The sequence below is a fragment of the Amycolatopsis sp. cg13 genome (assembly GCF_041346965.1).
In the GTDB taxonomy this organism is placed as follows: Bacteria; Actinomycetota; Actinomycetes; order Mycobacteriales; family Pseudonocardiaceae; genus Amycolatopsis.
On record NZ_CP166848.1, the window covers coordinates 9,137,714 to 9,161,244 of the forward strand.

A 23,531-nucleotide genomic window follows, 5' to 3' on the forward strand; every position below is an offset into this window, starting at 1 on the left:
CGACGAGGTACCGTCGTGGCCATGTCCACCTCACCTGCCGCCGCGCCCGGACGTCCGTTCGGCCGCGTGCTCACCGCGATGGCGACCCCCTTCGACCGAGCCGGGGCGCTGGACGTGAAGCGGGCCCAGGAACTGGCCGAGTACCTTGTGGACCTCGGCAACGACGGCCTCGTCGTCAACGGCACCACCGGCGAGAGCCCGACCACGACCGACCAGGAGAAGGCCGCGCTGATCCGCGCCGTCGTCGAGGCGGTCGGCGACCGCGCGACCGTCGTCGCGGGGGCGGGCACCAACAACACCGCGCACAGCATCGAGCAGGCCCAGGCCGCCGCGGAAGCGGGCGCGCACGGCCTGCTCGTGGTCACGCCGTACTACTCGCGGCCGAGCCAGGCCGGGCTGTTCGCGCACTTCACCACGGTCGCGGACGCCACCGAGCTGCCGGTCATGCTCTACGACATCCCGCCGCGCTCGATCGTGCCCATCGAGGTCGACACGCTGCAGCGGCTGGCCGAGAACCCGCGCATCGTCGCGGTGAAGGACGCGAAGGGCGACCTGATCGCCGGCTCCGAGGTCATCGCGAACACCCACCTCGCCTACTACTCCGGCGACGACGGCCTGAACCTGCCGTGGCTGTCGGTCGGCGCGGTCGGCGTGGTCAGCGTGATCGGGCACGTCGTGGCGGGCCGGATCCGCGCGATGATCGAGGCCTACGAGGCGGGCGACACGTCCACCGCGCGCACGAACCACCGCGCGATGCTGCCGGTGCTGCGGGCGATGTCGCGGGTCGGCGGCGTCGCGTTCAGCAAGGCTTCGCTGCGCCTGCGCGGGTTCGACATCGGCGACCCTCGCCTGCCGATCGTGGCCCCGTTCGACGACCAGCTCGAGCAGATCGCGGCCGATCTCGCCCAGGGCGGCGTGCCGCTGGAGGACAGCGCGGCCTCGGACTGGCATGGTGCACGGGTGGCACAAGCAGATTCGCAGGCGGCCTACACCGCCCCCACCTCGCACACCAGCGTTGGGACAATGCCCCGGTGACCTCACTTCCCGCCGGACCCGGCCCGACGCACCTCCCGCCCGCACTTCCCGAGGGAGCCCTGCGCGTCGTCGCGCTCGGCGGCATCGGCGAGGTCGGGCGCAACATGACCGTCTTCGAATTCGACGGCAGGCTCCTGATCGTCGACTGCGGCGTCCTCTTCCCCGAGGACGACCAGCCCGGCGTCGACCTGATCCTGCCGGACTTCCGCGCGATCGAGGACCGGCTCGACGACATCGACGGCCTCGTGCTCACCCACGGGCACGAGGACCACATCGGCGCCGTCCCGTTCCTGCTCCGGCTGCGCCCGGACGTGCCGATCTACGGTTCGCGGTTCACCAACGCGCTGCTCGCGGCCAAGGCCAAGGAGCACCGCCAGCGGCCGAAGCTGATCGAGGTCCGCGAGGGGGAGCGGCGCAAGGTCGGCGCGTTCGACCTCGAGTTCTTCGCGGTGAACCACTCGATCCCGGACGCGCTCGCGGTCGCCGTCCGCACGCCGGCCGGCGTCGTGCTGCACACCGGCGACATCAAGCTCGACCAGCTGCCGCTCGACGGGCGGCTCACCGACCTCGCGGGCTTCTCGCGCCTGGGCGACGAGGGCGTGGACCTGTTCTGCGTCGACTCGACCAACGCCGAGGTGCCCGGGTTCGTCATGCCCGAGCGCGACATCGGCCCGGTGGTCGACGACGTGATCCGCAAGGTCGACCAGCGCGTGATCGTCGCCTGCTTCGCCAGCCACGTGCACCGCGTGCAGCAGGTGCTGGACGCGGCTGCCCGGCACGGCCGCCGCGTGGCGTTCGTGGGCCGGTCGATGGTCCGGAACATGGGCATCGCGGCCGAGCTGGGCCTGCTGAACGTCCCGGACGGCCTGCTCGTGGACCTGGACCAGGCCAGCAACCTGCCCGAAAGCAAGGTGCTGTTCGTGTCGACGGGTTCCCAAGGCGAGCCGCTGTCCGCGCTGTCGCGGATGGCTCGCGGCGAGCACCGGCAGATCTCGATCCGCGCCGGCGACACCGTCGTGCTGGCCAGCTCGATGATCCCGGGCAACGAGACCGCGGTGTTCGGCGTCGTCAACGGACTGACCCGGCTCGGCGCGAACGTCGTGCACCAGGGCAACGCGAAGGTGCACGTGTCCGGCCACGCGTCCGCGGGCGAGCTGCTCTACCTGTACAACGCGGTCCGGCCGAGCAACGTGATGCCGGTGCACGGCGAGTGGAAACACTTGCGCGCCAACGGAGAGCTCGCGATCCGCACTGGCGTCGCGCCGGACAACGTGGTGATCGCCGAGGACGGCGTGGTCGTGGACCTGGTCGACGGCAAGGCCTCGCGCACCGGCCGCGTCGAGGTCGGGCACGTGTACGTGGACGGCCTGTCCGTCGGCGACGTCGGCGAGTCGACGCTGTCCGACCGGCTCGTGCTCGGCGAGGGCGGGTTCATCGCGATCACCATGGCGGTCGATTCCAACACCGGCCGCGCGATGAGCAGCCCCACGATCTCCGGCCGCGGTTTCTCCGACGACCCGAAGGCCCTCGACGCCGTCGTGCCGCTCGTCGAGATGGAGCTGGCGCGGACGGAAGCCGAGGGCATCACCGACACCCATCGCATCGCGCAGGCGGTGCGCCGGGTCGTCGGCCGGTGGGTCGCCGACACCTACCGCAGGCGGCCGATGATCGTGCCGACGGTCATCCCGGTCTGAGCCGGCTCTGATTCAGCGGCGCGCGCCCGCCAGCAGCAACGCCATCATGACGATCGCTGCTTGGCGGGCGAGCGCGTTGCGCGCTCTGCGCTGCTGCGCTCTGCTCGGTCGGTTGTCCATGAGAACCCCCAGGTGTCTCGTGCGGCTCGCTCCAGTGTGGCGGGCTCGCGGATAGGACACATCCCGCCCGAGGTTGGTTCCCGTCTCCGCCCGGGGGAGTAGTCAGGCCACCGCGGCGGTCTGTCGTTGGACCAGGTACGCGCCGCCGAGCAGCAGTGCGGCCCCGACCGCTTGCGGCCAGGCGAGCGCTTCGCCGAGCAACGCCCACGCGAACGCCGCCGCCGCGACGGGTTCGAGCAGCCCGACAACGCTCGCCACCGAGGCGGGCAGATGGCGCAGCGCGGAGATTCCCGCGACGTAAGGGATCGCCGTCGACAGCACCACGAGGCAGATCAGCAGCAGCCACTGCGGCGGCGTCCACGGTCCGAACGGGACGGTCTGGTTCGCCATGCTCAGCGGCAGCGTCCACGGCGGAGCGGTGACGCTCACGAGCAGGCCGCCGATCACCATGCCCCACGTGACCAGCCCGAGCGGTTCGCGGTCGGCGACCGCGCGTTCGCCGAGCAGGAAGTACCCGGCCGAACAGAGCGCCGCACCGGTACCCGCCAGCACGCCGATCGCGTCGAGCCGCAGCCCTTGCCAGACCTGCGCGACCAGCGCCAGCCCGATCAGCGCCACCGTCATCCCGAACCACAGCATGCGCGGCAGCCGCTTCCGCCGCACCACGCGTACCCACAACGCGATCAGCACCGGCGACAGGAACTCCAGCAGGATCGCGATCCCGACCGGAATCCGTTCCGCGGCAATGAAATACAGCAACTGTGTCCCGGCCACGCCGAGCGCGCCGTACGCCAGCAGCATCGGCCATTCCCCGCGCCGGACCCGCAGCGTGTGCGGGGCGAAGAGCGCGGTGCCGATCAGCAGCAGGACTCCCGCCGTCCCGATCCGCAGCACCGCCACCTGTTCCGGCGTCATGCCCGCTTCCATCACCGGTTTGGCGAGCGTTCCGGACGTGCTGAAGAAGACCGCGGCGAGCAGCACGAGCGAGAGGCCGCGGCCCCGGTGGATCACCCGGGGTCGTTCGAGGACAGGGAGTTCGGTGGTCACGCGCGGGACACTACGGAGCGGAACGAGCGAGCGAAACTGAGTTATTCCCCGGTTTTCAGGCCCGTCGCGACGTGTGTCGTGATCGTTGCCAGCCGTCGCCCCTGAATCCGCAGTGCCCGCAGCGCGGTGTCGTCCGGTGCCGCGGATTTGCGCGAGACGAACGAGCCGCCGTACGGGTTGCCGGACTCCATCAGGTGCGGGTCGGCGTAGCCGAGGGGGACGACGATCGCGCCCCAGTGGTAGAAGATGTTGTTGATTGCCAGCACAGTCGCTTCGAGGCCGCCGTGCGCGGTGGACGCCGAGGTGAACGACGTCGCCACCTTGTCGGCCAGTTTCCCTTGCGCCCACAGGCCGCCTGTGGTGTCCACAAAGGACTTCAGCTGCGCGGCGGGCCCGCCGAACCGGGTCGGGCTGCCGAGCGCGAGCCCGTCCGCCCACTCGAGATCGGCCAGCGTGGCGAGTTCGTGGTGCGGCCCGGCGTCAACCCAGGCCTGCCACCGCCGATTGCTCGCCACCGCTTCCGGCGGCGCGGTCTCGGCCACGGTGCGAACGCGTACCTCCGCCCCGGTTTCGCCCGCCCCTTCGGCGAGCGCGTCAGCCAGGGCGGCGGTGTTGCCGGTAGCGCTGTAGTAGACGACCAGAATGCGGGTGCTCACACCTCGCGACCCTAGCCGGGTTGGCTGGTGTGTCCCACGATCCGGACTCAGCGCTGCGGCTTCCAGGGGCTGACCGTGTCGGTCGGCCGGGTCGGATCGTAGAAGCGCGGCCGGATGGGTTCGTGGCGGCGCAAGGGGACCAGGCCGTCGGTGATGGCCTGCATGATCTTGGCGTGCGCGCGAACGCCCGCGCCCGGCCGCTCCGGCTCGACGTCGGAGAGGTCCACCGGCGTCCCGAAATGCACCTTGAACCGAGGCCGCCGCAACGGCGCGCTCAACCCGGATTTCGCCAGCGGCAGCAGATCAGCGGGCCCGTTGACGGTCTCCGTGCCCCAGTACACGGCCTCGTGCGCGCCCCACTGGCTGATCGGAATCACCGGCACGCCCGCCGCGAGCGCGAGCCGGGCCGCCCCCGTCTTGCCGCGCTCCGGCCACAGCCCCGGGTCGTGGCTGATCCGCCCCTCCGGATAGACGACGATCGGCTCGCGCGTAGTCCGCAACGCCTCCGCCGCCTCCGCGAACTGCCCGATCGCCGTCGCCGCCTTCGCCCGGTCCACGCGCAGATGCCCGCTGACTTTGAGCGCCGGACCGATGACCGGAGCGTCGAGAATCCCTCCGGCGAGCATGAAGCGGGGGTTGATGCCGATCCGCTTGCAGGCCGCCATGAGCACGAAGGCGTCGAACACGCCGATGTGATTGGCCGTCATGAGCAGCGGTTTGCCCCGGAGTTCCCGCGGCACCGAGCCGGTCACGGTGAGCCGCCCGACGAGGTTCACCAGCCCCCGGTCGATGTTGAGCATCGTCCGCCAGATCGCGGGGGCACGGCGCGGAGCCTCGTCCTGTTGCAGCGCGAACATGGGCAAAGCATTTCACGGCGGCTGGATTGCCCCTGATCGGGTGGTTCTCTCTGCCGACGACCGGGGGAGCGGCGATAGCGTCTGCCACGTGCCCGCCGGTGTTCGAAAGAGGTGCTGATGGCTGACCAGACGCTCGCTTCCGGCTTCGTTCAGCGGACCGGTTACGACCCGGTACGTGCGGCCGCGACGGTGCGGTGGAGCGACTTGGGCGCCGAGATCCGCCGGATGGACAAGGCGGGTGCGGTGGACCACGAGCTGCGTGCCGCTCTTGCCAAGCTCGCGGATGCGACGTCGGCGGAACTGGACCGGGTATTCGTTCATGCAGATTGGTGCGAGGACCAGACTTACGGGACCCGGCACAACTGCACATCTTGTCCTGACTATGTGATCGGAGTTCCTCGGCTGGCGGGGCGTCCGGTGCCGTCGGCGACGGCGCGAGCTTGGGCCAATGAAGAGGACGGGGCCAAGTCAGTCTGCGTGCACATGCTGACGGACTCCGAGGACGACGGGAGCTACGCAGAAGGCTGGTTCACCCCCGACGTGGCCCGCGCGCTGGCCGCCCAGCTGATCGAGGCAGCCGACTTGGTAGACCGCCGTCGTCGACTGTGATCTGGCGACGATTGTTTCGGGTGCGCTGCGAGTGGCACATGTGACTATCGGTCCGCGCCCGTTACCGTGGAGGCATGGCTGGGTCGGCGACGAGGAAGCGGAGCACGGCGGGAAGCGGCGGGAAGGCACCGGCGCGCAGTTCGCGTACTCCGGCGAAGTCTCGGGCAACTGCGTCGAGCAGGTCGTCAAAAAGCGGTTCGGCCAGGGGCAGGAGCAGCTCCCGGCCGCGGACGTCCAGCGCCCGGCGCCCAGCCCCCCGGCGCAAGAACGGCGCGTTCGGGCGCGGAGTGCGCAGCACCTGGAACCTCGCCGCGAAGGGGATCGGCTCGCTCGCCCGGACCGTAGGGCGCACGCGGGAGCTCGAAGCGGAACACCGTCGCGACGGGCTTGCTCTCGGGCTGATCGCGCTGGCCATCGTCGCCGCGGTCGGGGTTTGGTGGCGGGCGGCCGGGCCGATCGGGGCGGGCGTCGAGGTCGCTACCCGGACGGTGCTCGGCGCGGGGGCGGTGACCCTGCCGCTGGTGCTGCTTGTGGTCGCGGTCGCGTTGATGCGGTCCGAGCCGCAACCGGAGACCCGGCCGCGGATGGTCATCGGCACGGTGCTGGTCGTGCTGTCCGTGCTCGGGATGCTGCACATCTTCACCGCGCTCCCGGACACCAACGACGGCCGCATGTACGCGGGCGGCATTCTCGGCGCGTTCTCCGGCGGCCTGCTGACCAAGGGCGTCACCACGTGGGTCGCGGTGCCGCTGCTGATTCTCGCGCTGCTGTTCGGCGTCCTCGTGTTCACCGGCACGCCGGTGCGCGACATCCCGCACCGCTTGCGCACCTGGGGGCTCGACGAGGAGGAGCTGGCCGAGTACGAGGGCGGTCAGCACGACGAAGAGCCCGAACCCGAGGCCGATCCGAAGTCCGTCCGGCTGCGGAAGCCGTCGCGGCGGCGCCAGGCCAGCGCCGACAAGGACGGCGAGCAGCTCGACATCGACGCCGCGCTCGCCGAACCCGCCACGCCGATCCGGCCGCCGAAGCCGGTCGCGCCGCCCGCCGAGGTGCCGGAGAAGAAGCAGAAGAAGGCTCCGGAACCCGCGCTGTCGGTCACGCGCACCGTCGAGGGCGACTACGCGCTTCCGCCGCCGGACCTGCTGAAGCTCGGCGACGCGCCGAAGTCCCGCAGCAAGGCCAACGACCAGATGATCGAGGCGATCACCGGCGTCCTCGACCAGTTCAACGTCGACGCACAGGTCACCGGCTTCACCCGCGGCCCGACGGTCACCCGGTACGAGGTCGAGCTCGGCCCGGGCGTGAAGGTCGAGAAGATCACCGCGCTGACCAAGAACATCGCCTACGCGGTGGCCACCGACAACGTCCGCCTCCTCGCGCCGATCCCGGGCAAGTCCGCGGTCGGCATCGAGGTGCCCAACTCCGACCGCGAGATGGTGCGCCTCGGCGACGTGCTGCGCGCGCCGACCACGGTCAAGGACAACCACCCGATGCTGATCGGGCTGGGCAAGGACATCGAGGGCGAGTTCGTCACCGCGAACCTCACGAAGATGCCGCACTTGCTGGTCGCCGGTTCCACTGGTTCCGGTAAGTCGAGCTTCGTGAACTCGATGCTGGTGTCGCTGCTGGCCCGCTCGACGCCCGCCGAATGCCGGATGATCCTGATCGACCCGAAGATGGTCGAGCTGACGCCGTACGAGGGCATCCCGCACCTGATCACGCCCATCATCACGCAGCCGAAGAAGGCGGCCGCCGCGCTGGCCTGGCTCGTCGAGGAGATGGAACAGCGCTACCAGGACATGCAGGCCAACCGGGTCCGCCACATCGACGACTTCAACTCCAAGGTGCGCTCCGGCGACATCACCGCGCCGCCGGGCAGCGAACGCGAGTACCAGCCGTACCCGTACATCATGGCGATCGTCGACGAGCTCGCCGACCTGATGATGACCGCGCCGCGCGACGTCGAGGACGCGATCGTCCGGATCACCCAGAAGGCCCGCGCCGCGGGCATCCACCTGGTGCTCGCGACGCAGCGGCCGTCGGTCGACGTCGTCACCGGCCTGATCAAGACGAACGTGCCTTCGCGGCTCGCGTTCGCCACCTCCTCGCTCACCGACTCGCGGGTCATCCTCGACCAGCCGGGCGCGGAGAAGCTGATCGGCATGGGCGACGCGCTCTACCTGCCGATGGGCGCCGGGAAACCGGTCCGCATCCAGGGCGCGTTCGTCGGCGACGAAGAGATCGCGGCGGTCGTCAACTTCGCCAAGGAACAGGCGCAGCCGGACTACAACGAGGGCGTCACCAGCGCCAAGGCGGGCGAGAAGAAGGAAATCGACCCGGACATCGGCGACGACCTCGACGTCCTGCTGCAGGCCGCCGAGCTGATCGTCACGTCGCAGTTCGGGTCCACCTCGATGCTGCAGCGCAAGCTCCGCGTCGGGTTCGCCAAAGCCGGACGGCTGATGGACCTGCTGGAAAGCCGCGGCATCGTCGGCCCGTCGGAGGGCTCGAAGGCCCGCGACGTGCTGATCAAGCCCGACGAACTGGAGTCGGTGCTGTTCATGATCCGCGGCGGCTCCGACGCGGGCGGGGCGCCCGCCGGCGGCGAGGACGAAGACTTCTGAGCCGCCCGTGCAACCTGGCGGCCCGTCCGGCTCGTCCACTGCGCATGGACCTCAAGAAGCTCGCACTGGGTATCGGGACGGCCGCCGCGCTGGCCGGGTGCGCGGGCGGCACGGTCGCCGTCGCGCAGACACCGTCGCGACCGCCTGCCGCCGAGCTGGGCGGGAACGTGGCGCTCACGCCCGGCCAGGAGGTGCAGGTCGCCGGCCGGGATCTGACGGTGCGCTACCGCCAGCTGGTCTCGGATTCGCGCTGCCGTCCGGGCAGGCAGTGCTTCGTGGCGGGGGAGGCGGTCGTGGCGCTGGTCCTGACCGAGCCGGGTCGCGGCGAGCACACGTCCGTCCAGCTGCACACCGGGCGCCAGGGTCCGGACGCGACGTCGTTCGCGGGCACGACGGTGAAGCTCGAGGCGGTGGACGGGTCGGGCGGCCGGATTCTCGTCCGGTTCTCGTGAGGGTTCAGAACTCGAGCAGCATGCGCGAGTTCCCCAGGGTGTTCGGCTTGACGTAGGGCAGGTCGAGGAACTCCGCCACACCCGGGTCAAGGGAGCGCCGCATCTCCGCGTACACCTCGTGCGACACCGGTGCCCCGTCGATCTCAACGAACCCGTGGCCAGCGAAGAACGACGTCTCGAACGTCAGCACGAACAGCCGCTTCAGGCCCAGTTCGCGGGCCTCTTCGACGAGCCTGCCGACCAGCGCGCGGCCGATCCCGCGGCCGCGCGCCGCCTTGTCGACCACCACGGTGCGCAGTTCGCCGATGTCCTCCCACAGCACGTGCAGCGCGGCGGCGCCCAGCACGTCCTCGGTGCCGTTCTCTTCGTCGGTCGCGACCCAGAACTCCTGCACCGCCTCGTAGAGCGTGACCAGATCCTTCTCGAGGAGCACGCGGCCCGCGTCGGAGTCGACGAGGGCCTTGATCTTGCGGACGTCGGCGATCCGCGCGCGGCGGACGGACGGAGGGCGGGAATCGGGCACCCGGTCAAGATAACTACCGCGAGGACCGGGTGTGCCGAGCGGCTCCATCGGGGGACCCCGGATGCGTGACGCTACGAGTCGTCACGTATAGCTAGTGACCGCACATGACCAGTAGCGGCGGGCGCTGGCCGGCTACCGGCCCTCGGGAGGAACCTGCATGTCCGGCAGCACTGTGGCCGCCCCGGAACGATCCGGCCATCCTCCCGCCGGGCCGAGCGCGCAGGCCCGGTTCCGGCCTGAGCTGCAGGGCGTGCGGGCGCTGGCCTCGGTGCTGGTCGTGGTCTACCACGTGTGGTTCGACCGGATCTCCGGCGGCGTCGACGTGTTCTTCCTCGTCTCCGGGTTCCTGATCACCGGCCAGCTCTACCGGGCGCTGCTGCGCGGCCGGATCGAGCTGCGCGCCACCTGGGGCAGGATGATCAAGCGGCTCTTCCCGGCCGCCATGACCGTCTTGCTGACCGTCGTGGTCGTGTCGCAGCTGCTGCTGCCCCAGGACCGCTGGTTCCAGACCATCCGCGAGGTCGTCGCGTCGGCGCTGTTCTACGAGAACTGGCAGCTCGCGGCGGATTCGGTGGACTACTTCGCCCAGCACAACAGCGCGAGCCTCGTGCAGCACTTCTGGTCGCTGTCCATCCAGGGCCAGTTCTACCTGGTGTGGCCGCTGCTGTTCGTCGGGCTCGGCCTGCTCGTGCGCCGCCTCGGCTGGTCGCTGCGCGCCACGGTGAACCTGCTGCTGATCGTCCTGTTCGCGGCTTCGCTGGCGTACTCGGTGTACCTCACCGCGGCCGACCAGCCGCTGGCCTACTTCCACGGCCTGACCCGCGTGTGGGAGTTCGCGCTCGGCGGCCTGATGGCGATGTTCCTCGACCAGGTCACGCTGCCACGCCTGTTGCGCATCGTGCTCGGCTGGATCGGCGTCGCGGGGCTGGTGCTGTGCGGCGTCCTGCTCGACGTCGACAGCGTGTTCCCCGGCTGGATCGCGCTGTGGCCGACCGTCTCGGCGGGCCTGGTGCTGGTGGCCGGGCAGACCGGCAGCGTGCTCGGCGCGGACCGCTGGCTCAGCTCGAAATTCCTCGGCTACGTCGGCAATCTCAGCTTCTCGCTGTACCTGTGGCACTGGCCGGTGCTGGTCTTCTACCTGATCATCCGCGACCGGGTGGCGGTCGGCCTGCTCGGCGGCACGTTCGTGGTCGGCGTGTCGTTCCTGCTCTCGATCCTGACCTACCACCTGATCGAGAACCCGATCCGGCTGTCGAAGATCGGCACCGCGAAGCACTGGGGCTCCTACCGGTTCGGCGTGCTCGCGCTGGCCCCGGTGCTCGTCGCGAGCGGCGTCTGGCAGGGCGTGAGCAGCGCGCGGGCGAACTACGAGATCGCCATCGGCGACCCGGACCACCCCGGCGCGGTCGCGCACGCGCCGGGCTTCGTCTACCGCGGCACGCCGTCGCCGGCGATCGTGCCGCCCACGGTGAAGCTCGCCGACGACTGGGCCCGCATCGCGCCGGACCAGTGCTCGAAGTCGCCGCGCAACAAGGAGCTGGAGATCTGCACGGAGGGCCCGGAAGGGCCGCCGACCAAGCGGATCGTGCTCGTCGGCGATTCGCACATCCAGCAGTACCTCGCCGCCTTCCGGCCCGCGGTCGTCTCCGACGGCTGGCAGGTCTCGACCATGCTGAAGGGCGCGTGCCCGTACTCGTCGGGCTCCGAGCTGATGCCCGGCGACAAGAACTGCATCGAGTGGAACAAGGCCGCCACCGACGAACTGCTCGACACGCGCCCGGACGCGGTCGTCATGCTCGGCACGGTCAACTCCAAGCCGGGGCCGAACGAGTCGACGCCGAAGGGCTTCGTCGACGTCTGGTCCGCGTTGAACGACGCGAACATCCCGGTCGTCGCCGTCCGCGACAACCCGCGCTACGCGTTCAACATGGCCAGCTGCGTCGCGCAGAAGAGCCCGACCGACGCGTCGTGCTCGGTGCCGCGGCCCGCCGCGGTGGCCCCGGCTCCGTCGTGGGAGCGGGTCCAGGACATCCCGGACAACGTGTCGTTCCTGGACTTCACCGACTACTACTGCGACCAGAAGCGCTGCCGCGCGGTCGTCGGGAACGTGCTGGTCTACATGGACGACAACCACCCGTCCGCGACGTTCAACACGACACTCGCGCCGATCGCGGTCAAACAGCTCAAACAAGCCCTGCAGTGGTGACCGCGCGCGAGGGGCGAACGGGCGACTTCGGCGACTAGCCGTCGCGGAGCGTCCCGGGTTCGGCACAATGGGGCGGCGGCGGGCTTGCCGCACGGGCACCTGAGGGGGAGCTGGTTTTTTTGACGCGCGCAGGGTGGGACGCATTCCAGGCCGCACAGTCCGAGGCGGCGGCGGGCCGGACGGCCGCGCTGACCGGCCCGGACGGCGTCGGATGGCTGCTCGTCCCCGGCCAGGCGTGGCAGCGGCGGCTGCCGGACGGGAGCTGGCAGTACACGCAGCCGCCCGCGGACCCCGGCTACCGCGCGGCCGCCCGGCTCAACCCGCCGCCGGGCGCTCCCGGCCAGCCCGTCCCGGGCGGATACGGCGCGCCGCAGCAGTACCCGGGCGGCCAGCAGGGCTACCCCGGCCCTGGCAACGGGCCCCGGCCGCCGTACCCCGGTCCGCAGAGCACCCCGGGCGGATTCCCCGGACCGCAAGGAAATCCGGGCGGTTATCCGGGACCGCAGGGCAACCCCGGCGGTTATCCCGGACCGCAGGGCAATCCCGGCGGTTACGCGGGACCGCCTGCGCCGCAAGGGAACCCGGGCGGCTACAACGGCCCGCCTTCGCCGCCGCAGGGCTACCGCCCGCCGCAGCCCGGGTTCCCGCCCGCACCGCAGGGCGGCCCGTGGTCCGGGCAAGTCCCGGCGCAGCCATCTCCGCCCGCGCCTCCGGGACCGCCGCCCGCAGCCCCGCCGTCAGCAGCTCCGCCGGTCCCCGCGAGCGCCCCGCCGACCCCAGCCCCGCCGCAGATCCGGGTGGAGAACCTGGGCCAGGCCGGGATGTTCGTCGCCGGAACCGAGTCGATGGCGGAGTTCGTCACGCGCGCCACCCGGGTCGTCGCCTGGGCTGACGCCACCCGGCACGGCACCGCGAACGGTCCCGGCGAACCGCCGCCGCCCGAGCCGGAACGGCCGGGTTCGGACGGTTCCGGCAACAACGTGCTCGGCGACATGGCGCGGCACAGCCGGTCGGTCACGCTGGACCTGCTGGCCGCGGGCAATCGCATGTGGCAGCGCAAGGAGCAGTCCCGCTACGAAAAGGCCTATGAGGAGTGGCAGAAGGCCTACGCCGAGTGGGAGAAGCGCGAAGCGGCCCGGATGACGGCGGGCACCAAGCAGCCGAACCCGTTCATCCTGCTGGTGGGGGAGGCGAACACCGGCCAGCGCCGCTTCACCCGGGCGCTGAAGGCGTCGCTGACCGAGGCCGAGGTCGGATTCGACACCGCCGAGTTCTTCGACTGCGCCGCCCTGCTCGCCGAGTACGCCGACGACCCGGTCGAGCGCTCGGTGCCCGCGACGATCAACGACATCGAGAACGGCGGCTCCGCGCTGCTGCTCGCTGAGCGGGTCGACGCGCTCTTCGAGAAGGACCTCGCCGCCACGATCCGCATGCTGCGCAATTACGCACGCGACCAGGACAGCTGCCGCCTGATCATCCTGGACGGCACCGAGAAGGTGCTCGAACAGCTCAGCACCGAGGCTCCTGACCTGGTGCAGAACATGCTGCAGTACCGGCTGCCCCGGTTCGACCGGCCCGGCGCGGCCGCCGCGCTGCTCGACGTTCTCGCCCGGGAGCGCTCGTTCGGCCTGCCCGCCGACGTGCGCGACCGCCTCGCCGCGCTGGCGAACGAACCCAGCGCGCGCACGGTGGAGGCCTTGCTGGACGCCGCCTCGCGGCAGGCGATCAGCCGGGGAGCGATGCCGGGCACCCGGATCGAGATCGGCCACCCGGACATCGAGCCGCTCGTGGCCGCGGCGGGCCAGCGCGGCGGATCCTCGATCGAGGAGCTGCTCGCCGAGCTGGACGGGATGATCGGCCTCGCCGCGGTCAAGGAGCGGGTCCGCTCGCTGACGTCGGAGATGACGATCGACGCGCGGCGCCGGGAAGCGGGCATGAAGGTCGCCGTGCGCAGCCGGCACCTGCTGCTGACCGGGAATCCGGGCACGGCCAAGACGACTGTCGCCCGGCTGCTCGGCAAGATCTACCAAGCGCTCGGTGCGTTGCCCAAGGGCCACGTCGTCGAGGTGACCCGCACCGACCTGGTCGGCGAGTACGTGGGCCAGACGTCGCTGAAGACCCGTGCGGCGGTCCAGCGGGCTGTCGGCGGCGTGCTGTTCCTCGACGAGGCCTACAACCTCGTGAACGACAAGGACGACGACTTCGGCCGGGAAGCGGTCGCGGAACTGCTGGTGCAGATGGAAAACCACCGCGAGGACCTGGTGGTCTTCGCGGCCGGTTACCCCAAGGAGATGGACGCCTTCCTGGAGTCCAACTCCGGCCTGCGCTCGCGGTTCGCCGGCACCATCGAATTCCCGGACTACTCCAACGACGAGCTCGCGCAGATCTTCCGCGCGATGGCGAAGGGCCAGGGCTACGAGCTGTCCGCCGACCTGGTCGCGGCGCTGCCCGAGGCGGTCCGGCGGATCCCGCGCGGCCGCGGGTTCGCGAACGGCCGGTCCGCGCGCGTGCTGCTGGAAGCGGCGATCGGCAAGCAGTCGACCCGGCTGACCACCGACGGCGGCGCGGACCTGGTCACGCTCGTCGCCGCTGACCTGCCGCAGCCCGGCGAATCCGGAGTAGGTGCGGTGGACGACTCCGGGCCGCGGCGCAGTCTCCCGGAGCTGCTGGCCGAACTGGACGCGATGATCGGGCTCGACTCGGTGAAGCAGCGCGTGCGGTCCATGGTGGACGAAATGGCCGTGGACGCGCGGCGCCGCGATGCGGGCATGAAGGTCGCCGTCCGCAGTCGCCACCTGCTTTTCACTGGCAACCCGGGCACGGCCAAGACGACCGTGTCGCGGCTGGTCGGGCAGATTTACCGGGAGCTGGGCGTGCTTCCCTCCGGTCACCTGGTCGAAGTCGGCCGCGGGGACCTCGTCGCCGAATTCACCGGCCAGACCGCGCCGAAGACGCGAGAGGTGTGCGAGCGGGCCGCGGGCGGCGTGCTGTTCATCGACGAGGCGTACAACCTCGTGCGCGACGACAACGACGACTACGGCAAGGAAGCTGTCACCGAACTGCTGGTGCAGATGGAAAACCACCGCGAGGACCTGGTGGTCTTCGTCGCGGGCTATCCCAAGCAGATGGACGAGTTCCTCGAGTCCAACCCGGGGCTGCGGTCGCGGTTCTCCGGCCGGATCGAGTTCCCGGACTACTCCAACGACGAACTCGCCGGGATTTTCACGGTGATGGCGAAGAGCCAGGGCTACGAACTGTCCGCCGACCTCTCAGCCGCGCTGCCGGAGGCGATCCGCCGCATTCCGCGCGGCCGCGGCTTCGCGAACGGCCGGTCCGCGCGCGGCCTGCTGGAAGCCGCGATCAGCGGACAGTCCAGCCGTCTGGCCGCCGCGCCGGACACGCCTTCGGATCAGCTGGCCGTCCTGGTCGCCGCGGACCTGCCGGGCGAAGCCGGGGTCGCGGTCAGCGACGACGCCGGACCGCGCCGGGGACTGGACGACCTGCTGGCCGAACTCGACGGGATGATCGGCCTGGACGAGGTGAAGTCGCAGGTCCGCGCCCTGGTGGCGGAAACGCGGCTGGACGCGCGCCGCCGCAAGGCCGGGCTGCCGGTCGGGGCGCGCAGCAGGCACCTGGTGTTCACCGGCAACCCGGGCACGGCGAAGACGACCGTCGCGCGCCTGATGGGGCAGCTGTATCGCGAGCTGGGCGTGCTGCCGTCCGGGCACCTCGTCGAGGTCGCGCGGCCGGACCTGGTGGGCGAGTACATCGGCCAGACCGCGCCGAAAACCCGCGAGGTGTGCGAGCGGGCGATCGGCGGACTGCTGTTCATCGACGAGGCGTACAACCTGGTCCAGACCTACTCGAACGGTGCAGACTTCGGCGGCGAGGCGGTCGCCGAACTGCTCGTGCAGATGGAGAACCACCGCGAGGACCTGATCGTGATCGCCGCGGGCTACCCGGTGGACATGGACCGCTTCCTCGACGCCAACGCGGGCCTGCGGTCCCGCTTCGGCGCCACAGTGCATTTCGCCGACTACGACAACGCCCAACTGGCCGAGATTTTCACCGCCATGGCGGGCAAACAGGGCTACCGCCTCGACGCCGGGCTCGTAGAAGCGCTGCCCGGATTCATGGCCGGGCTCGACCGCGGCGCCGGTTTCGCGAACGGCCGTTCGGCCCGCGGCCTGCTCGAACGCGCGATCCGGGCGCAGGCGATGCGGCTGGCCGGCCCGGACGTCGACCTGGAGGCCCTGGACGACGCGGAGCTGACGCTGCTGACGGTCCCGGACGTGTCCGCAGGTACGTGAGGGGAACCCTGAGGGAATCAGATTCCCTCAGGGTTCCCCTCACGTACTGGAAGCCCCGCCGACAGCCCCGGCGAGACCCGGCCGGAGGAGACCGGGTCACCGCACTGGGCGACGCCGTCGCGGGGCGGTCCGAATGCGACGGCTACCCTGAACGTCGTGCCTTCTCCAGCCGCTGATTCCGCTCGCGCCCGCCGTGTCTCCCTCGTGACTTTGGGCTGCGCCCGCAACGAGGTCGATTCCGAGGAGCTGGCGGGCCGGCTGGCCGCGGGCGGCTGGGAGCTGGCCGCCGAACCGGAGGACTCCGACGTCGTCGTGGTCAACACGTGCGGCTTCGTCGAATCGGCGAAGAAGGACTCGGTCGACACACTGCTCGCCGCCGCCGACACCGGACGCAAGGTCGTCGCGGTCGGCTGCATGGCCGAGCGCTACGGCAACGAACTCGCCGACAGCCTGCCCGAGGCCGACGCGGTGCTCGGCTTCGACCACTACGCCGACCTGTCTTCGCGCCTCGATGACGTGGTCGCCGGCCGCACGATCGCCTCGCACACCCCGTCCGACCGCCGCAAGCTGCTGCCGATCAGCCCGGTGCAGCGGCCCGCCGCGACGGCCGAGGTCGAGGTGCCCGGGCACGCGCAGCACGGCTGGGGCCCGCGCGTCCTGCGCACGCGGCTGGACGATTCCCCGGTCGCCGCGCTGAAGATCGCCTCCGGCTGCGACCGGCGCTGCTCGTTCTGCGCCATCCCGTCGTTCCGCGGGTCGTTCGTGTCCCGCCAGCCCGACGAGATCGTCGCCGAGGCGGCCTGGCTCGCCGAGAACGGCGCGAAGGAACTGTTCCTGGTCAGCGAAAACTCCACCTCGTACGGCAAGGACTTCGGCCGCGACGGCACCCGCGCGCTCGAGCTGCTGCTGCCGCGGCTGTCCGAGATCGACGGCATCGAGCGCGTCCGCGTGTCCTACCTGCAGCCCGCCGAAACGCGGCCGCAGCTGGTGCAGGCGATCGCGACCACGCCGGGCGTCGCGGACTACTTCGACCTGTCCTTCCAGCACTCCAGCGAGCAGGTGCTGCGCCGGATGCGCCGGTTCGGCTCCACCGATTCCTTCCTCGCGCTCACCGAGCAGATCCGCGAGTACTCGCCCGAGGCGGGCATCCGCACCAACGTGATCGTCGGCTTCCCCGGCGAGACCGAGGACGACCTGGCCGAGCTGGAGCGGTTCCTCACCGGCGCCCGGCTCGACGCGGTCGGCGTGTTCGGCTACTCCGACGAGGACGGCACCGAGGCCGAGACCTTCGACGGCAAGCTCGACCCGGCCGTGGTCGCCGAGCGCGTCGCGCGCATCTCGGCGCTGGTCGAGGAGCTGACCGCGCAGCGCGCCGAGGACCGCATCGGCACCTTCGTGGACGTGCTGGTCGAGCACGACGGCACGGACGGCGACGACGCGGTCGGCCGCGCCGCGCACCAGGCTCCCGAGGTCGACGGCGAATGCGTCATCCTCGAGGACGAAGACACCAAGCCGCTCGCGGTGGGCGACATCGTCCGCTGCGAGGTCGTCGACTCCGCCGGGGTCGACCTGGTCGTCCGCCCGGCGCCGGACGCCGGCCGGTGAGTGCCGCGCCCAGCGGGGCGGGCGAGGGCGTGCCCCGCGCCGCTTCCGAGGGCGGGGCCCAGCTGCCCGAAGCCACCCCGGTCCCGACGCTGAACCTGGCGAACCTGCTCACCATCTCGCGGCTCGTCCTGGTCCCGCTGTTCGTCGTGGCGCTGTTCACCGGCCACGGCGAGGACACCACGTGGCGCGCGATCGCCACCGGGCTGTTCGCCGTCGCGTCCGCGACCGACCAGGTCGACGGCTGGGTCGCCCGCCGCTACGGGCTCATCACCGACTTCGGCAAGATCGCCGACCCGATCGCGGACAAGGCGCTCATCGGCGCCGCGCTGATCGGGCTCAGCGCGCTGGGGGAGCTGGGCTGGTGGGTCACCATCGTGATCGCGGTGCGCGAGATCGGCGTGACGCTGCTGCGGTTCTGGGTGATCCGGCACGGCGTGATCCCGGCCAGCCGGGGCGGCAAGGCGAAGACGATGGCGCAGATCATCGCGATCGTGACCTACCTGCTGCCGCTCCCGGCGGGAGCGGACCCGGTGCGCTGGGCGCTGATGGGGATCGCGGTGGCGCTGACGGTGGTCACCGGCGTGGACTACCTGGTCCGCGCGATCCGGCTGCGCGCCGCCGGCCGGCGCGCGATGGGCTCGTGATGACCGAAGCACGCGAACTCGTCGCGACCCTCACCCGCCGGGGGGAAACCGTGGCGGCGGCGGAGTCGCTCACGGCCGGTCTCGTCTGCGCCACGCTCGCCCAGGTGCCGGGCGCGAGCGCGGTGCTGCGCGGCGGGTTCGTGGTCTACGCCACAGAGCTGAAGGCCGCGCTCGCCGGGGTCGACGAACAGTTGCTGGCCGAGCACGGAGCGGTGCACCCCGAGGTCGCCGCGCAGCTGGCCAGGGGTGCGCGGGAGCGCTGCGGGGCGACCTGGGGCCTCGGCCTGACCGGCGTCGCCGGGCCGGATCCGCAGGACGGCGTGGCCCCGGGAACGGTGTACGTCGGGCTCAGCGGACCAGGCGTGAACACGGTGCGTGAGCTGGCCGAGCCCGGTGACCGGGACACGATTCGGACGGCGTCGGTCCGCGCCGCGTTCGCGCTGCTCGGGGAACAACTAGACTGAAAACGGCGTTCGCCCTTGGCGTACGTACGTGTCAAGTCCTGCACTCGGGGTACCGCTCTGGGTAACGTAGGAGGCACCAGTTCGGGAAGGGAGGCGCGTGATGACCGTGCTGTTGCGCGAGGCGATCGGTGATCGGCTCCGTCATGCCCGCACCAACCAGCGTCGGACGCTGCGTGACATCTCCCGCGCCGCCCGGGTGAGCCTCGGCTACCTGTCCGAGGTCGAGCGCGGCCAGAAGGAAGCTTCCAGCGAGCTGCTCGCCTCGATTTGCGAGGCGCTGGAGCTGCCGCTGGGCGAGCTGCTGCACAAGGTCGCCGCCGACGTGTCGGCTCTCGACAAGGTCGAGGTCGCGCCGGTGGAAGAGGTGGAGACCGCGCCGAGGGAGACCGTGCCCGACCGCGGCGAGGCCGGGTTCGAAGGCGGCCGTCTGGTGTCGGAGCTGATCGGCGACGACCTCTCCGACCTGCGGCTTCAGCCCGCTCCGCGGATGAACACGACGTTGCGGACCACGATCGGCGCGCCGAAGCTCGCGTCCACGATCGCGGCGTAACGCCAGCGCTGTTTCGCTGCACGGCCCCGGGGATCTCCCCGGGGCCGTCGGCGTGCGCGGGGTTCCCCTTCCGGGCCGGTCCTGACCGCCGGTCAGGGCTGACCCTGAATTCCCCCGGGGTCGCCTGGAACGGCGGAGGCCGACCTGACACGATGGAACCCAACGCCGGGGTCGGTACGTTGTGCGACTAGGGGAGCGACGCCCCGCCCCGAAGCAATCAGGGCCCGTGGGACGCAAGAAGGCAGGCGGAGGAGATGGCCAACCCGTTCGTGAAGTTCTGGAAGTACATGATGGCGGCGTTCTCGTCGAAGATCGACGAGCACGCCGACCCGAAGGTACAGATCCAGCAGGCCATCGAGGAGGCGCAGCGCAATCACCAGGCGCTGACGCAGCAGGCCGCCTCCGTGATCGGCAACCAGCGGCAGCTGGAGATGAAGCTCAACCGCCAGCTCGGCGAGGTCGAGAAGCTGCAGGCTTCGACGCGCCAGGCGCTCGTGCTGGCCGACGAGGCCCGCGGCAAGGGCGACGAGGCGAAGGCGACCCAGTTCGAGACCGCGGCGGAGAGCTTCGCCGCGCAGCTGGTCACCGCCGAGCAGAGCATCGAAGACCTCAAGACGCTGCACGACCAGTCGCTGCAGGCGGCCACGCAGGCGAAGCAGGCCGTCGAGCGCAACGCGACGATGCTGCAGCAGAAGCTGGCCGAGCGCACCAAGCTGCTCTCGCAGCTGGAGCAGGCGAAGATGCAGGAGCAGGTCTCCGCGTCGCTGAACCAGATGAGCCAGCTGGCCGCGCCGGGCAACACGCCGTCGCTGGAAGAGGTCCGGGACAAGATCGAGAAGCGCTACACCACCGCGCTGGGCTCGGCGGAGCTGGCGCAGAACTCGGTGCAGGGCCGCATGATGGAGGTCCAGGAGTCGGCCACCCAGATGGCGGGCCACTCGCGGCTGGAGCAGATCCGCGCGTCGATGCGCGGCGACTCGGTCGCGCAGGTCACCGACGGCGGTGCGGGCGCGGCCGCGGCCAAGCCGGCCGCCGCCTCGGGCGACATCCAGCGGGAGATCCAGGCCCGCGTGCAGGCGGAACAGGGCAAGAACCCGGCCTGACCGGCCGGGCACGAGCGGCGCAGGGGGTAGCGCGGATGACCAAGCGGCGGGACTTCAGCGAGTTCAACGCCAAGCTCGAGAAGCACATCGAGCGGTTGCCCGACTACGCCCAGCGCGCTCAGGAAAAGCTGCAGCGGTACTTCCCGCCGGCCGAGGAAGCCGGCGGGAAGCCGCAGCAGACCCAGCGCGGTCCGGTCTCGCCGCCGCCGGTGCCGCGCCGCCCGACGAGCGCTGCCGCGTCCGCGGCGTTCTCCTCGGTCGCCGGGCAGGTGCCCGCGGTGGCCGAGGTCCGCGCGAAATGGCAGCGCTGGAACGAGCCGAGCGCGAAGCACCAGCGCCGGATCCGCCGCACCTCGCGCGTGCTCACTTTGTGGGTGCTGGTCACGATCCTGCTCGGGATCCTCACCGTGCTCACCGCCACCGGCCTGCTCGGCGGAGCGGTGGCCGGCCCGGAAATCGGGCAGGCGGTGTTCTCCGGTTTCGCGACGCTGGTGTTCGGCACGTTCAGCGTCCGCACCGGGATGCGGTTGCGAGAGCTGAAGAAGGTAGAACTTCCCGCCGCGCCCAGCGGCCCTCCGCCGCTGCCCGCGGCCGGTTCGGCCGCGCGCGAGCCGATGGAGCGCTTGGCCGAGTCGGAGGCTTCGCTGCGCGAACTCCTGCGGCAGCTTTCGGTGCCCACTTCGCTGGGCACCACCGCGGTTCCGGAGGTCTCGGTCGCCGACGCGCGCGCGACGGCAGACGAGGCCGCCCGCGCGCTGCGCGGCCTGGCGGACCGGATCCAGGCGATCGAACGCGGCCGCAATTCCGCGCCGGAACGCGAACGTTCGGCGTTGCAGGCCGCGGTGTCGAAGCTGCGCGAGCAACTCGACGACGGGATCGAAGGCTATGGCGGGTTGGTCGCCGCGGCCGGTCGTGCGGTGGCCGCGAGCAGTGACGGCATGGTCACGTCGCGGGAGGCGCTGACGGACGCGACGGATCGGCTCGCGGGGTTGGCGCTGGCGTTGAAAGACCTTGGCTGACCAACCTCGTCGCGGGGTCGTGCGGGGCGACTCCGGGAATCGCCGCGGCTGGGCGAGCGGTGACGGCATGGTCGCGTCGCGGGAGGCGCTGACGGACGCGACGGACCGGCTCACCGGCCTGGCGCTGGCGTTGAAGACCAGCCTGCGCTGGCCCCGTCACCGGGGTCGTGCGGCGCGGTAATCCGCCGCGAAACGCTCGATCCAGGGGTGAATGTGGTCCGGGCGCGCGGCTTCACGGCGACTCCGGGATTCGCCGCGGCCGGGCGGAAACGCCGTCCTGATGGCCGAGTTTGGGATTCCGGTCGGCGCAACCGGACAGTCCGGCCGCGACGGTGCGTGAGTTTCCCCCGCATACCGCAACAATCGCGTAATCCGATCCTGCTGGTGACGGAAACGTCTGCGGTTTAACGTTTTTCTCATGAGGTCGGTGTTGGCACCCGCCAGGCCCGGCGTCACGGGCTGAGGTTCGCGGCGCCGGACGTACACAGTGGACTCCTCCGATCCCGCCGAGGAAAGGACGCCCTCGTGACTACGCTCCCGCCGGAACCTGATCCTGTTCCCGTCCCCCCGCCCAGCTCGCACGAGCGGGTCCGCACCGCGTTCGAGCGGCTGGCGAAAGCCGACCGCCCCGGACTCTGGGCCTCGGTGCGCACCATGGAGGAAGTGCTCGTCGAAGCGAAAACCGTCGACGAACGCGTCCACGCGGGCGAAGACCTCCCGCTGGCCGGAACCGTCTGCGCGGTCGATTCCGACAGCCCGCCCGCGCTCGCCCGCCTCACCGAGGCCGGCGCGGTGGTCCTCGGAACCACCGTCGCGGACCCGGAAAACGCGGCGATCGGTCTCGAGATCGTCGACCTGGCACTGAATTCGTCCGCGCGGGAGATCGCCGCCCCGGCCGGAGTACTCACCCTCAAGCCGACGCCCGGCCTGATCCCGGCGACGACCGTTTCGGTGTCCGCGCACCGCCTCACGACCGCTCAGCGGACCGTCGCGGCGATGTTCGGCACGGACTCGGCAATGCGCGAATGGCCAGCCGACGTCCGTCTCGCGGCCGGACAGCATCCGCGCCTCGGCATCCCCGCCGAGGCCAGCCTCCCGCTGCCCGCGAGGAGGGCGTTCGACGTCGCTGCTGCCTCTCTGGAGGCTTCCGGTGCCGTCTTGGTCCCGGTAGACGTCAGCGCGTTCTACGGGGCCGGAGAAGCCTCTGGAGCCCGCTCGCTGCTGGCAGATCTGGACGCGGTGCTGCTGCCGACCGTCGGCGTCCTAGAGGCGACTCTCGACGCACTGGACGTCGCCGCGGTGACCGTGCCGGGTGACCGGCGGCCATACGGGATCACTGTGGTGACACGCGCGTTCGAGGACCAGATCGGAATCGACCTGGCTTCGGTGCTGACTGGCGAGCAGTCGCCGGACCCGTACCCGAGCGAGAGCGTCGATGTGGTGGTGTTCGGTGCGCACCTGTGCGGCCAGCCACTGCATGACGAACTGCACGGGGCGCGGTTCGGTGGTCTGGTCCGGACTGCCGAGCACTATCGCCTGGTGCTGCTCAACGGTGTCACCCCGCCTCAGCCCGGAGTGGTCTCCGGCTCGGCTGGCGTAGACGGCGAACGCTGGCGGCTGTCTCCGGCGGCGTTCGACCGTTTCGCGGAGGGCTTGGCGGCGCCGTTCGTGATGGGCCGGGTGGAGCTGGAGGACGGGAGTTCGCCGCTTGCGGTGCTGTGCGAACCGTCGGCCGCGGTCGGCGGGGAAGGACTGGACCGGTACGCGTCTTGGCGGGGATACCTGCGGTTCGTGAGCACCGGCGGCCCGCGGTTCCCCGGCTGACGCGGAGGGGCCCGAGTGCGCACTGCCGGACTCGGGCCCTGCCGGACGAGGTCTGGTTCGGGCCCGGGTTCCTGCGCCGGGCACGACCTCAGGCCGAAGCCGTACTTCTGGCTTTGCCGAGCAGTCGTTCGCCGATGCGGGGCCCCGGTTTGCGTGCCGGAGCCCGGACTTCGCCGTCGGACAGGTGAG

At 71.1% G+C, this 23,531-nt stretch carries 18 protein-coding genes; 14 read left to right on the forward strand and 4 right to left on the reverse strand.

Annotated elements, in window-relative coordinates; genetic code table 11:
- The first annotated feature begins 21 nt into the window (after positions 1-21).
- Complete coding sequence (gene dapA / locus AB5I40_RS42800; protein ID WP_344284715.1) at positions 22-1,035, forward strand: 4-hydroxy-tetrahydrodipicolinate synthase; 1,014 nt, start codon at positions 22-24, stop codon at positions 1,033-1,035.
- Positions 1,032-2,729 (forward strand): ribonuclease J, encoded by a 1,698-nt coding sequence (locus AB5I40_RS42805; protein ID WP_370935898.1) that lies wholly within the window; start codon positions 1,032-1,034, stop codon positions 2,727-2,729. The genes dapA and AB5I40_RS42805 overlap by 4 nt, the downstream gene beginning before the upstream one ends.
- A gap of 222 nt (positions 2,730-2,951) precedes the next feature.
- Here AB5I40_RS42805 and AB5I40_RS42810 read toward each other — a convergent pair whose 3' ends face one another.
- From AB5I40_RS42810 to AB5I40_RS42820, 3 genes are read right to left on the reverse strand one after another with little or no spacing between them, the layout of a single operon-like run.
- Positions 2,952-3,896: a DMT family transporter gene (locus AB5I40_RS42810; RefSeq protein WP_370935899.1), complete on the reverse strand. Its 945-nt coding sequence runs from the start codon at positions 3,894-3,896 to the stop codon at positions 2,952-2,954.
- A gap of 41 nt (positions 3,897-3,937) precedes the next feature.
- The gene (wrbA, locus tag AB5I40_RS42815) at positions 3,938-4,552 is read right to left on the reverse strand and encodes an NAD(P)H:quinone oxidoreductase (RefSeq protein ID WP_370935900.1); all 615 of its coding nucleotides are present in this window, start codon (positions 4,550-4,552) and stop codon (positions 3,938-3,940) included.
- A gap of 47 nt (positions 4,553-4,599) precedes the next feature.
- Positions 4,600-5,409: a lysophospholipid acyltransferase family protein gene (locus AB5I40_RS42820; RefSeq protein ID WP_344284727.1), complete on the reverse strand. Its 810-nt coding sequence runs from the start codon at positions 5,407-5,409 to the stop codon at positions 4,600-4,602.
- Positions 5,410-5,526: 117 nt separating this feature from the next.
- Here AB5I40_RS42820 and AB5I40_RS42825 point away from each other — a divergent pair, with 117 nt between their 5' ends.
- The 3 genes from AB5I40_RS42825 (at position 5,527) to AB5I40_RS42835 (ending at position 9,094) form a co-directional block, all read left to right on the forward strand.
- Entirely contained in the window at positions 5,527-6,018 is a 492-nt protein-coding gene (locus AB5I40_RS42825; RefSeq protein WP_370935901.1) for a hypothetical protein, read from the forward strand.
- 74 nt (positions 6,019-6,092) lie between these two features.
- Entirely contained in the window at positions 6,093-8,642 is a 2,550-nt protein-coding gene (locus tag AB5I40_RS42830) for a DNA translocase FtsK (protein WP_370935902.1), read from the forward strand.
- A gap of 44 nt (positions 8,643-8,686) precedes the next feature.
- Positions 8,687-9,094 carry a hypothetical protein gene (locus AB5I40_RS42835; protein WP_370935903.1) on the forward strand — a complete coding sequence of 136 codons (408 nt, stop codon included), beginning with the start codon at positions 8,687-8,689 and terminating at the stop codon, positions 9,092-9,094.
- 4 nt (positions 9,095-9,098) lie between these two features.
- Here AB5I40_RS42835 and AB5I40_RS42840 read toward each other — a convergent pair whose 3' ends face one another.
- A complete protein-coding gene (locus tag AB5I40_RS42840; RefSeq protein WP_370935904.1) occupies positions 9,099-9,617 on the reverse strand; it encodes an amino-acid N-acetyltransferase in 519 nt (172 codons plus the stop codon).
- Between the two features lie 157 nt (positions 9,618-9,774).
- On the opposite strand from AB5I40_RS42840, the gene AB5I40_RS42845 reads away from it, so the two are divergent.
- The 9 genes from AB5I40_RS42845 to AB5I40_RS42885 all read left to right on the forward strand — a co-directional run bounded on the left by AB5I40_RS42845 (position 9,775) and on the right by AB5I40_RS42885 (position 23,342).
- A complete protein-coding gene (locus AB5I40_RS42845) occupies positions 9,775-11,823 on the forward strand; it encodes an acyltransferase family protein (protein ID WP_370935905.1) in 2,049 nt (682 codons plus the stop codon).
- A gap of 119 nt (positions 11,824-11,942) precedes the next feature.
- Positions 11,943-16,133 carry an AAA family ATPase gene (locus AB5I40_RS42850; protein WP_370935906.1) on the forward strand — a complete coding sequence of 1,397 codons (4,191 nt, stop codon included), beginning with the start codon at positions 11,943-11,945 and terminating at the stop codon, positions 16,131-16,133.
- A 156-nt stretch (positions 16,134-16,289) separates the two neighbouring features.
- Positions 16,290-17,738 carry a 30S ribosomal protein S12 methylthiotransferase RimO gene (gene rimO / locus AB5I40_RS42855; protein WP_370935907.1) on the forward strand — a complete coding sequence of 483 codons (1,449 nt, stop codon included), beginning with the start codon at positions 16,290-16,292 and terminating at the stop codon, positions 17,736-17,738.
- Positions 17,735-18,382 carry a CDP-diacylglycerol--glycerol-3-phosphate 3-phosphatidyltransferase gene (gene pgsA, locus AB5I40_RS42860; protein ID WP_370935908.1) on the forward strand — a complete coding sequence of 216 codons (648 nt, stop codon included), beginning with the start codon at positions 17,735-17,737 and terminating at the stop codon, positions 18,380-18,382. The genes rimO and pgsA overlap by 4 nt, the downstream gene beginning before the upstream one ends.
- Positions 18,382-18,846, forward strand: a complete 465-nt coding sequence (locus tag AB5I40_RS42865; protein WP_370935909.1) for a CinA family protein — start codon at positions 18,382-18,384, stop codon at positions 18,844-18,846. The genes pgsA and AB5I40_RS42865 overlap by 1 nt, the downstream gene beginning before the upstream one ends.
- 100 nt (positions 18,847-18,946) lie before the next feature.
- On the forward strand, positions 18,947-19,396 hold the full coding sequence (locus AB5I40_RS42870) for a helix-turn-helix domain-containing protein (RefSeq protein WP_182893390.1): 450 nt from the start codon (positions 18,947-18,949) through the stop codon (positions 19,394-19,396).
- A 254-nt stretch (positions 19,397-19,650) separates the two neighbouring features.
- Positions 19,651-20,499: a PspA/IM30 family protein gene (locus tag AB5I40_RS42875; RefSeq protein ID WP_182893389.1), complete on the forward strand. Its 849-nt coding sequence runs from the start codon at positions 19,651-19,653 to the stop codon at positions 20,497-20,499.
- Positions 20,500-20,534: 35 nt separating this feature from the next.
- Positions 20,535-21,518, forward strand: coding sequence for a hypothetical protein (locus AB5I40_RS42880; RefSeq protein WP_370935910.1), 984 nt, complete (start codon positions 20,535-20,537; stop codon positions 21,516-21,518).
- Between the two features lie 525 nt (positions 21,519-22,043).
- Positions 22,044-23,342, forward strand: coding sequence for a hypothetical protein (locus AB5I40_RS42885; RefSeq protein ID WP_370935911.1), 1,299 nt, complete (start codon positions 22,044-22,046; stop codon positions 23,340-23,342).
- Positions 23,343-23,531 lie beyond the last annotated feature (189 nt).

Coding starts and splice junctions, on each gene's coding strand:
- dapA (WP_344284715.1), top strand. CDS start 22: ATGTCCACCTCACCTGCCGCCGCGCCCGGACGTCCGTTCGGCCGCGTG.
- AB5I40_RS42820 (WP_344284727.1), bottom strand. CDS start 5,409: ATGTTCGCGCTGCAACAGGACGAGGCTCCGCGCCGTGCCCCCGCGATC.
- AB5I40_RS42825 (WP_370935901.1), top strand. CDS start 5,527: ATGGCTGACCAGACGCTCGCTTCCGGCTTCGTTCAGCGGACCGGTTAC.
- AB5I40_RS42830 (WP_370935902.1), top strand. CDS start 6,093: ATGGCTGGGTCGGCGACGAGGAAGCGGAGCACGGCGGGAAGCGGCGGG.
- AB5I40_RS42835 (WP_370935903.1), top strand. CDS start 8,687: ATGGACCTCAAGAAGCTCGCACTGGGTATCGGGACGGCCGCCGCGCTG.
- AB5I40_RS42845 (WP_370935905.1), top strand. CDS start 9,775: ATGTCCGGCAGCACTGTGGCCGCCCCGGAACGATCCGGCCATCCTCCC.
- AB5I40_RS42865 (WP_370935909.1), top strand. CDS start 18,382: ATGACCGAAGCACGCGAACTCGTCGCGACCCTCACCCGCCGGGGGGAA.
- AB5I40_RS42870 (WP_182893390.1), top strand. CDS start 18,947: ATGACCGTGCTGTTGCGCGAGGCGATCGGTGATCGGCTCCGTCATGCC.
- AB5I40_RS42875 (WP_182893389.1), top strand. CDS start 19,651: ATGGCCAACCCGTTCGTGAAGTTCTGGAAGTACATGATGGCGGCGTTC.
- AB5I40_RS42880 (WP_370935910.1), top strand. CDS start 20,535: ATGACCAAGCGGCGGGACTTCAGCGAGTTCAACGCCAAGCTCGAGAAG.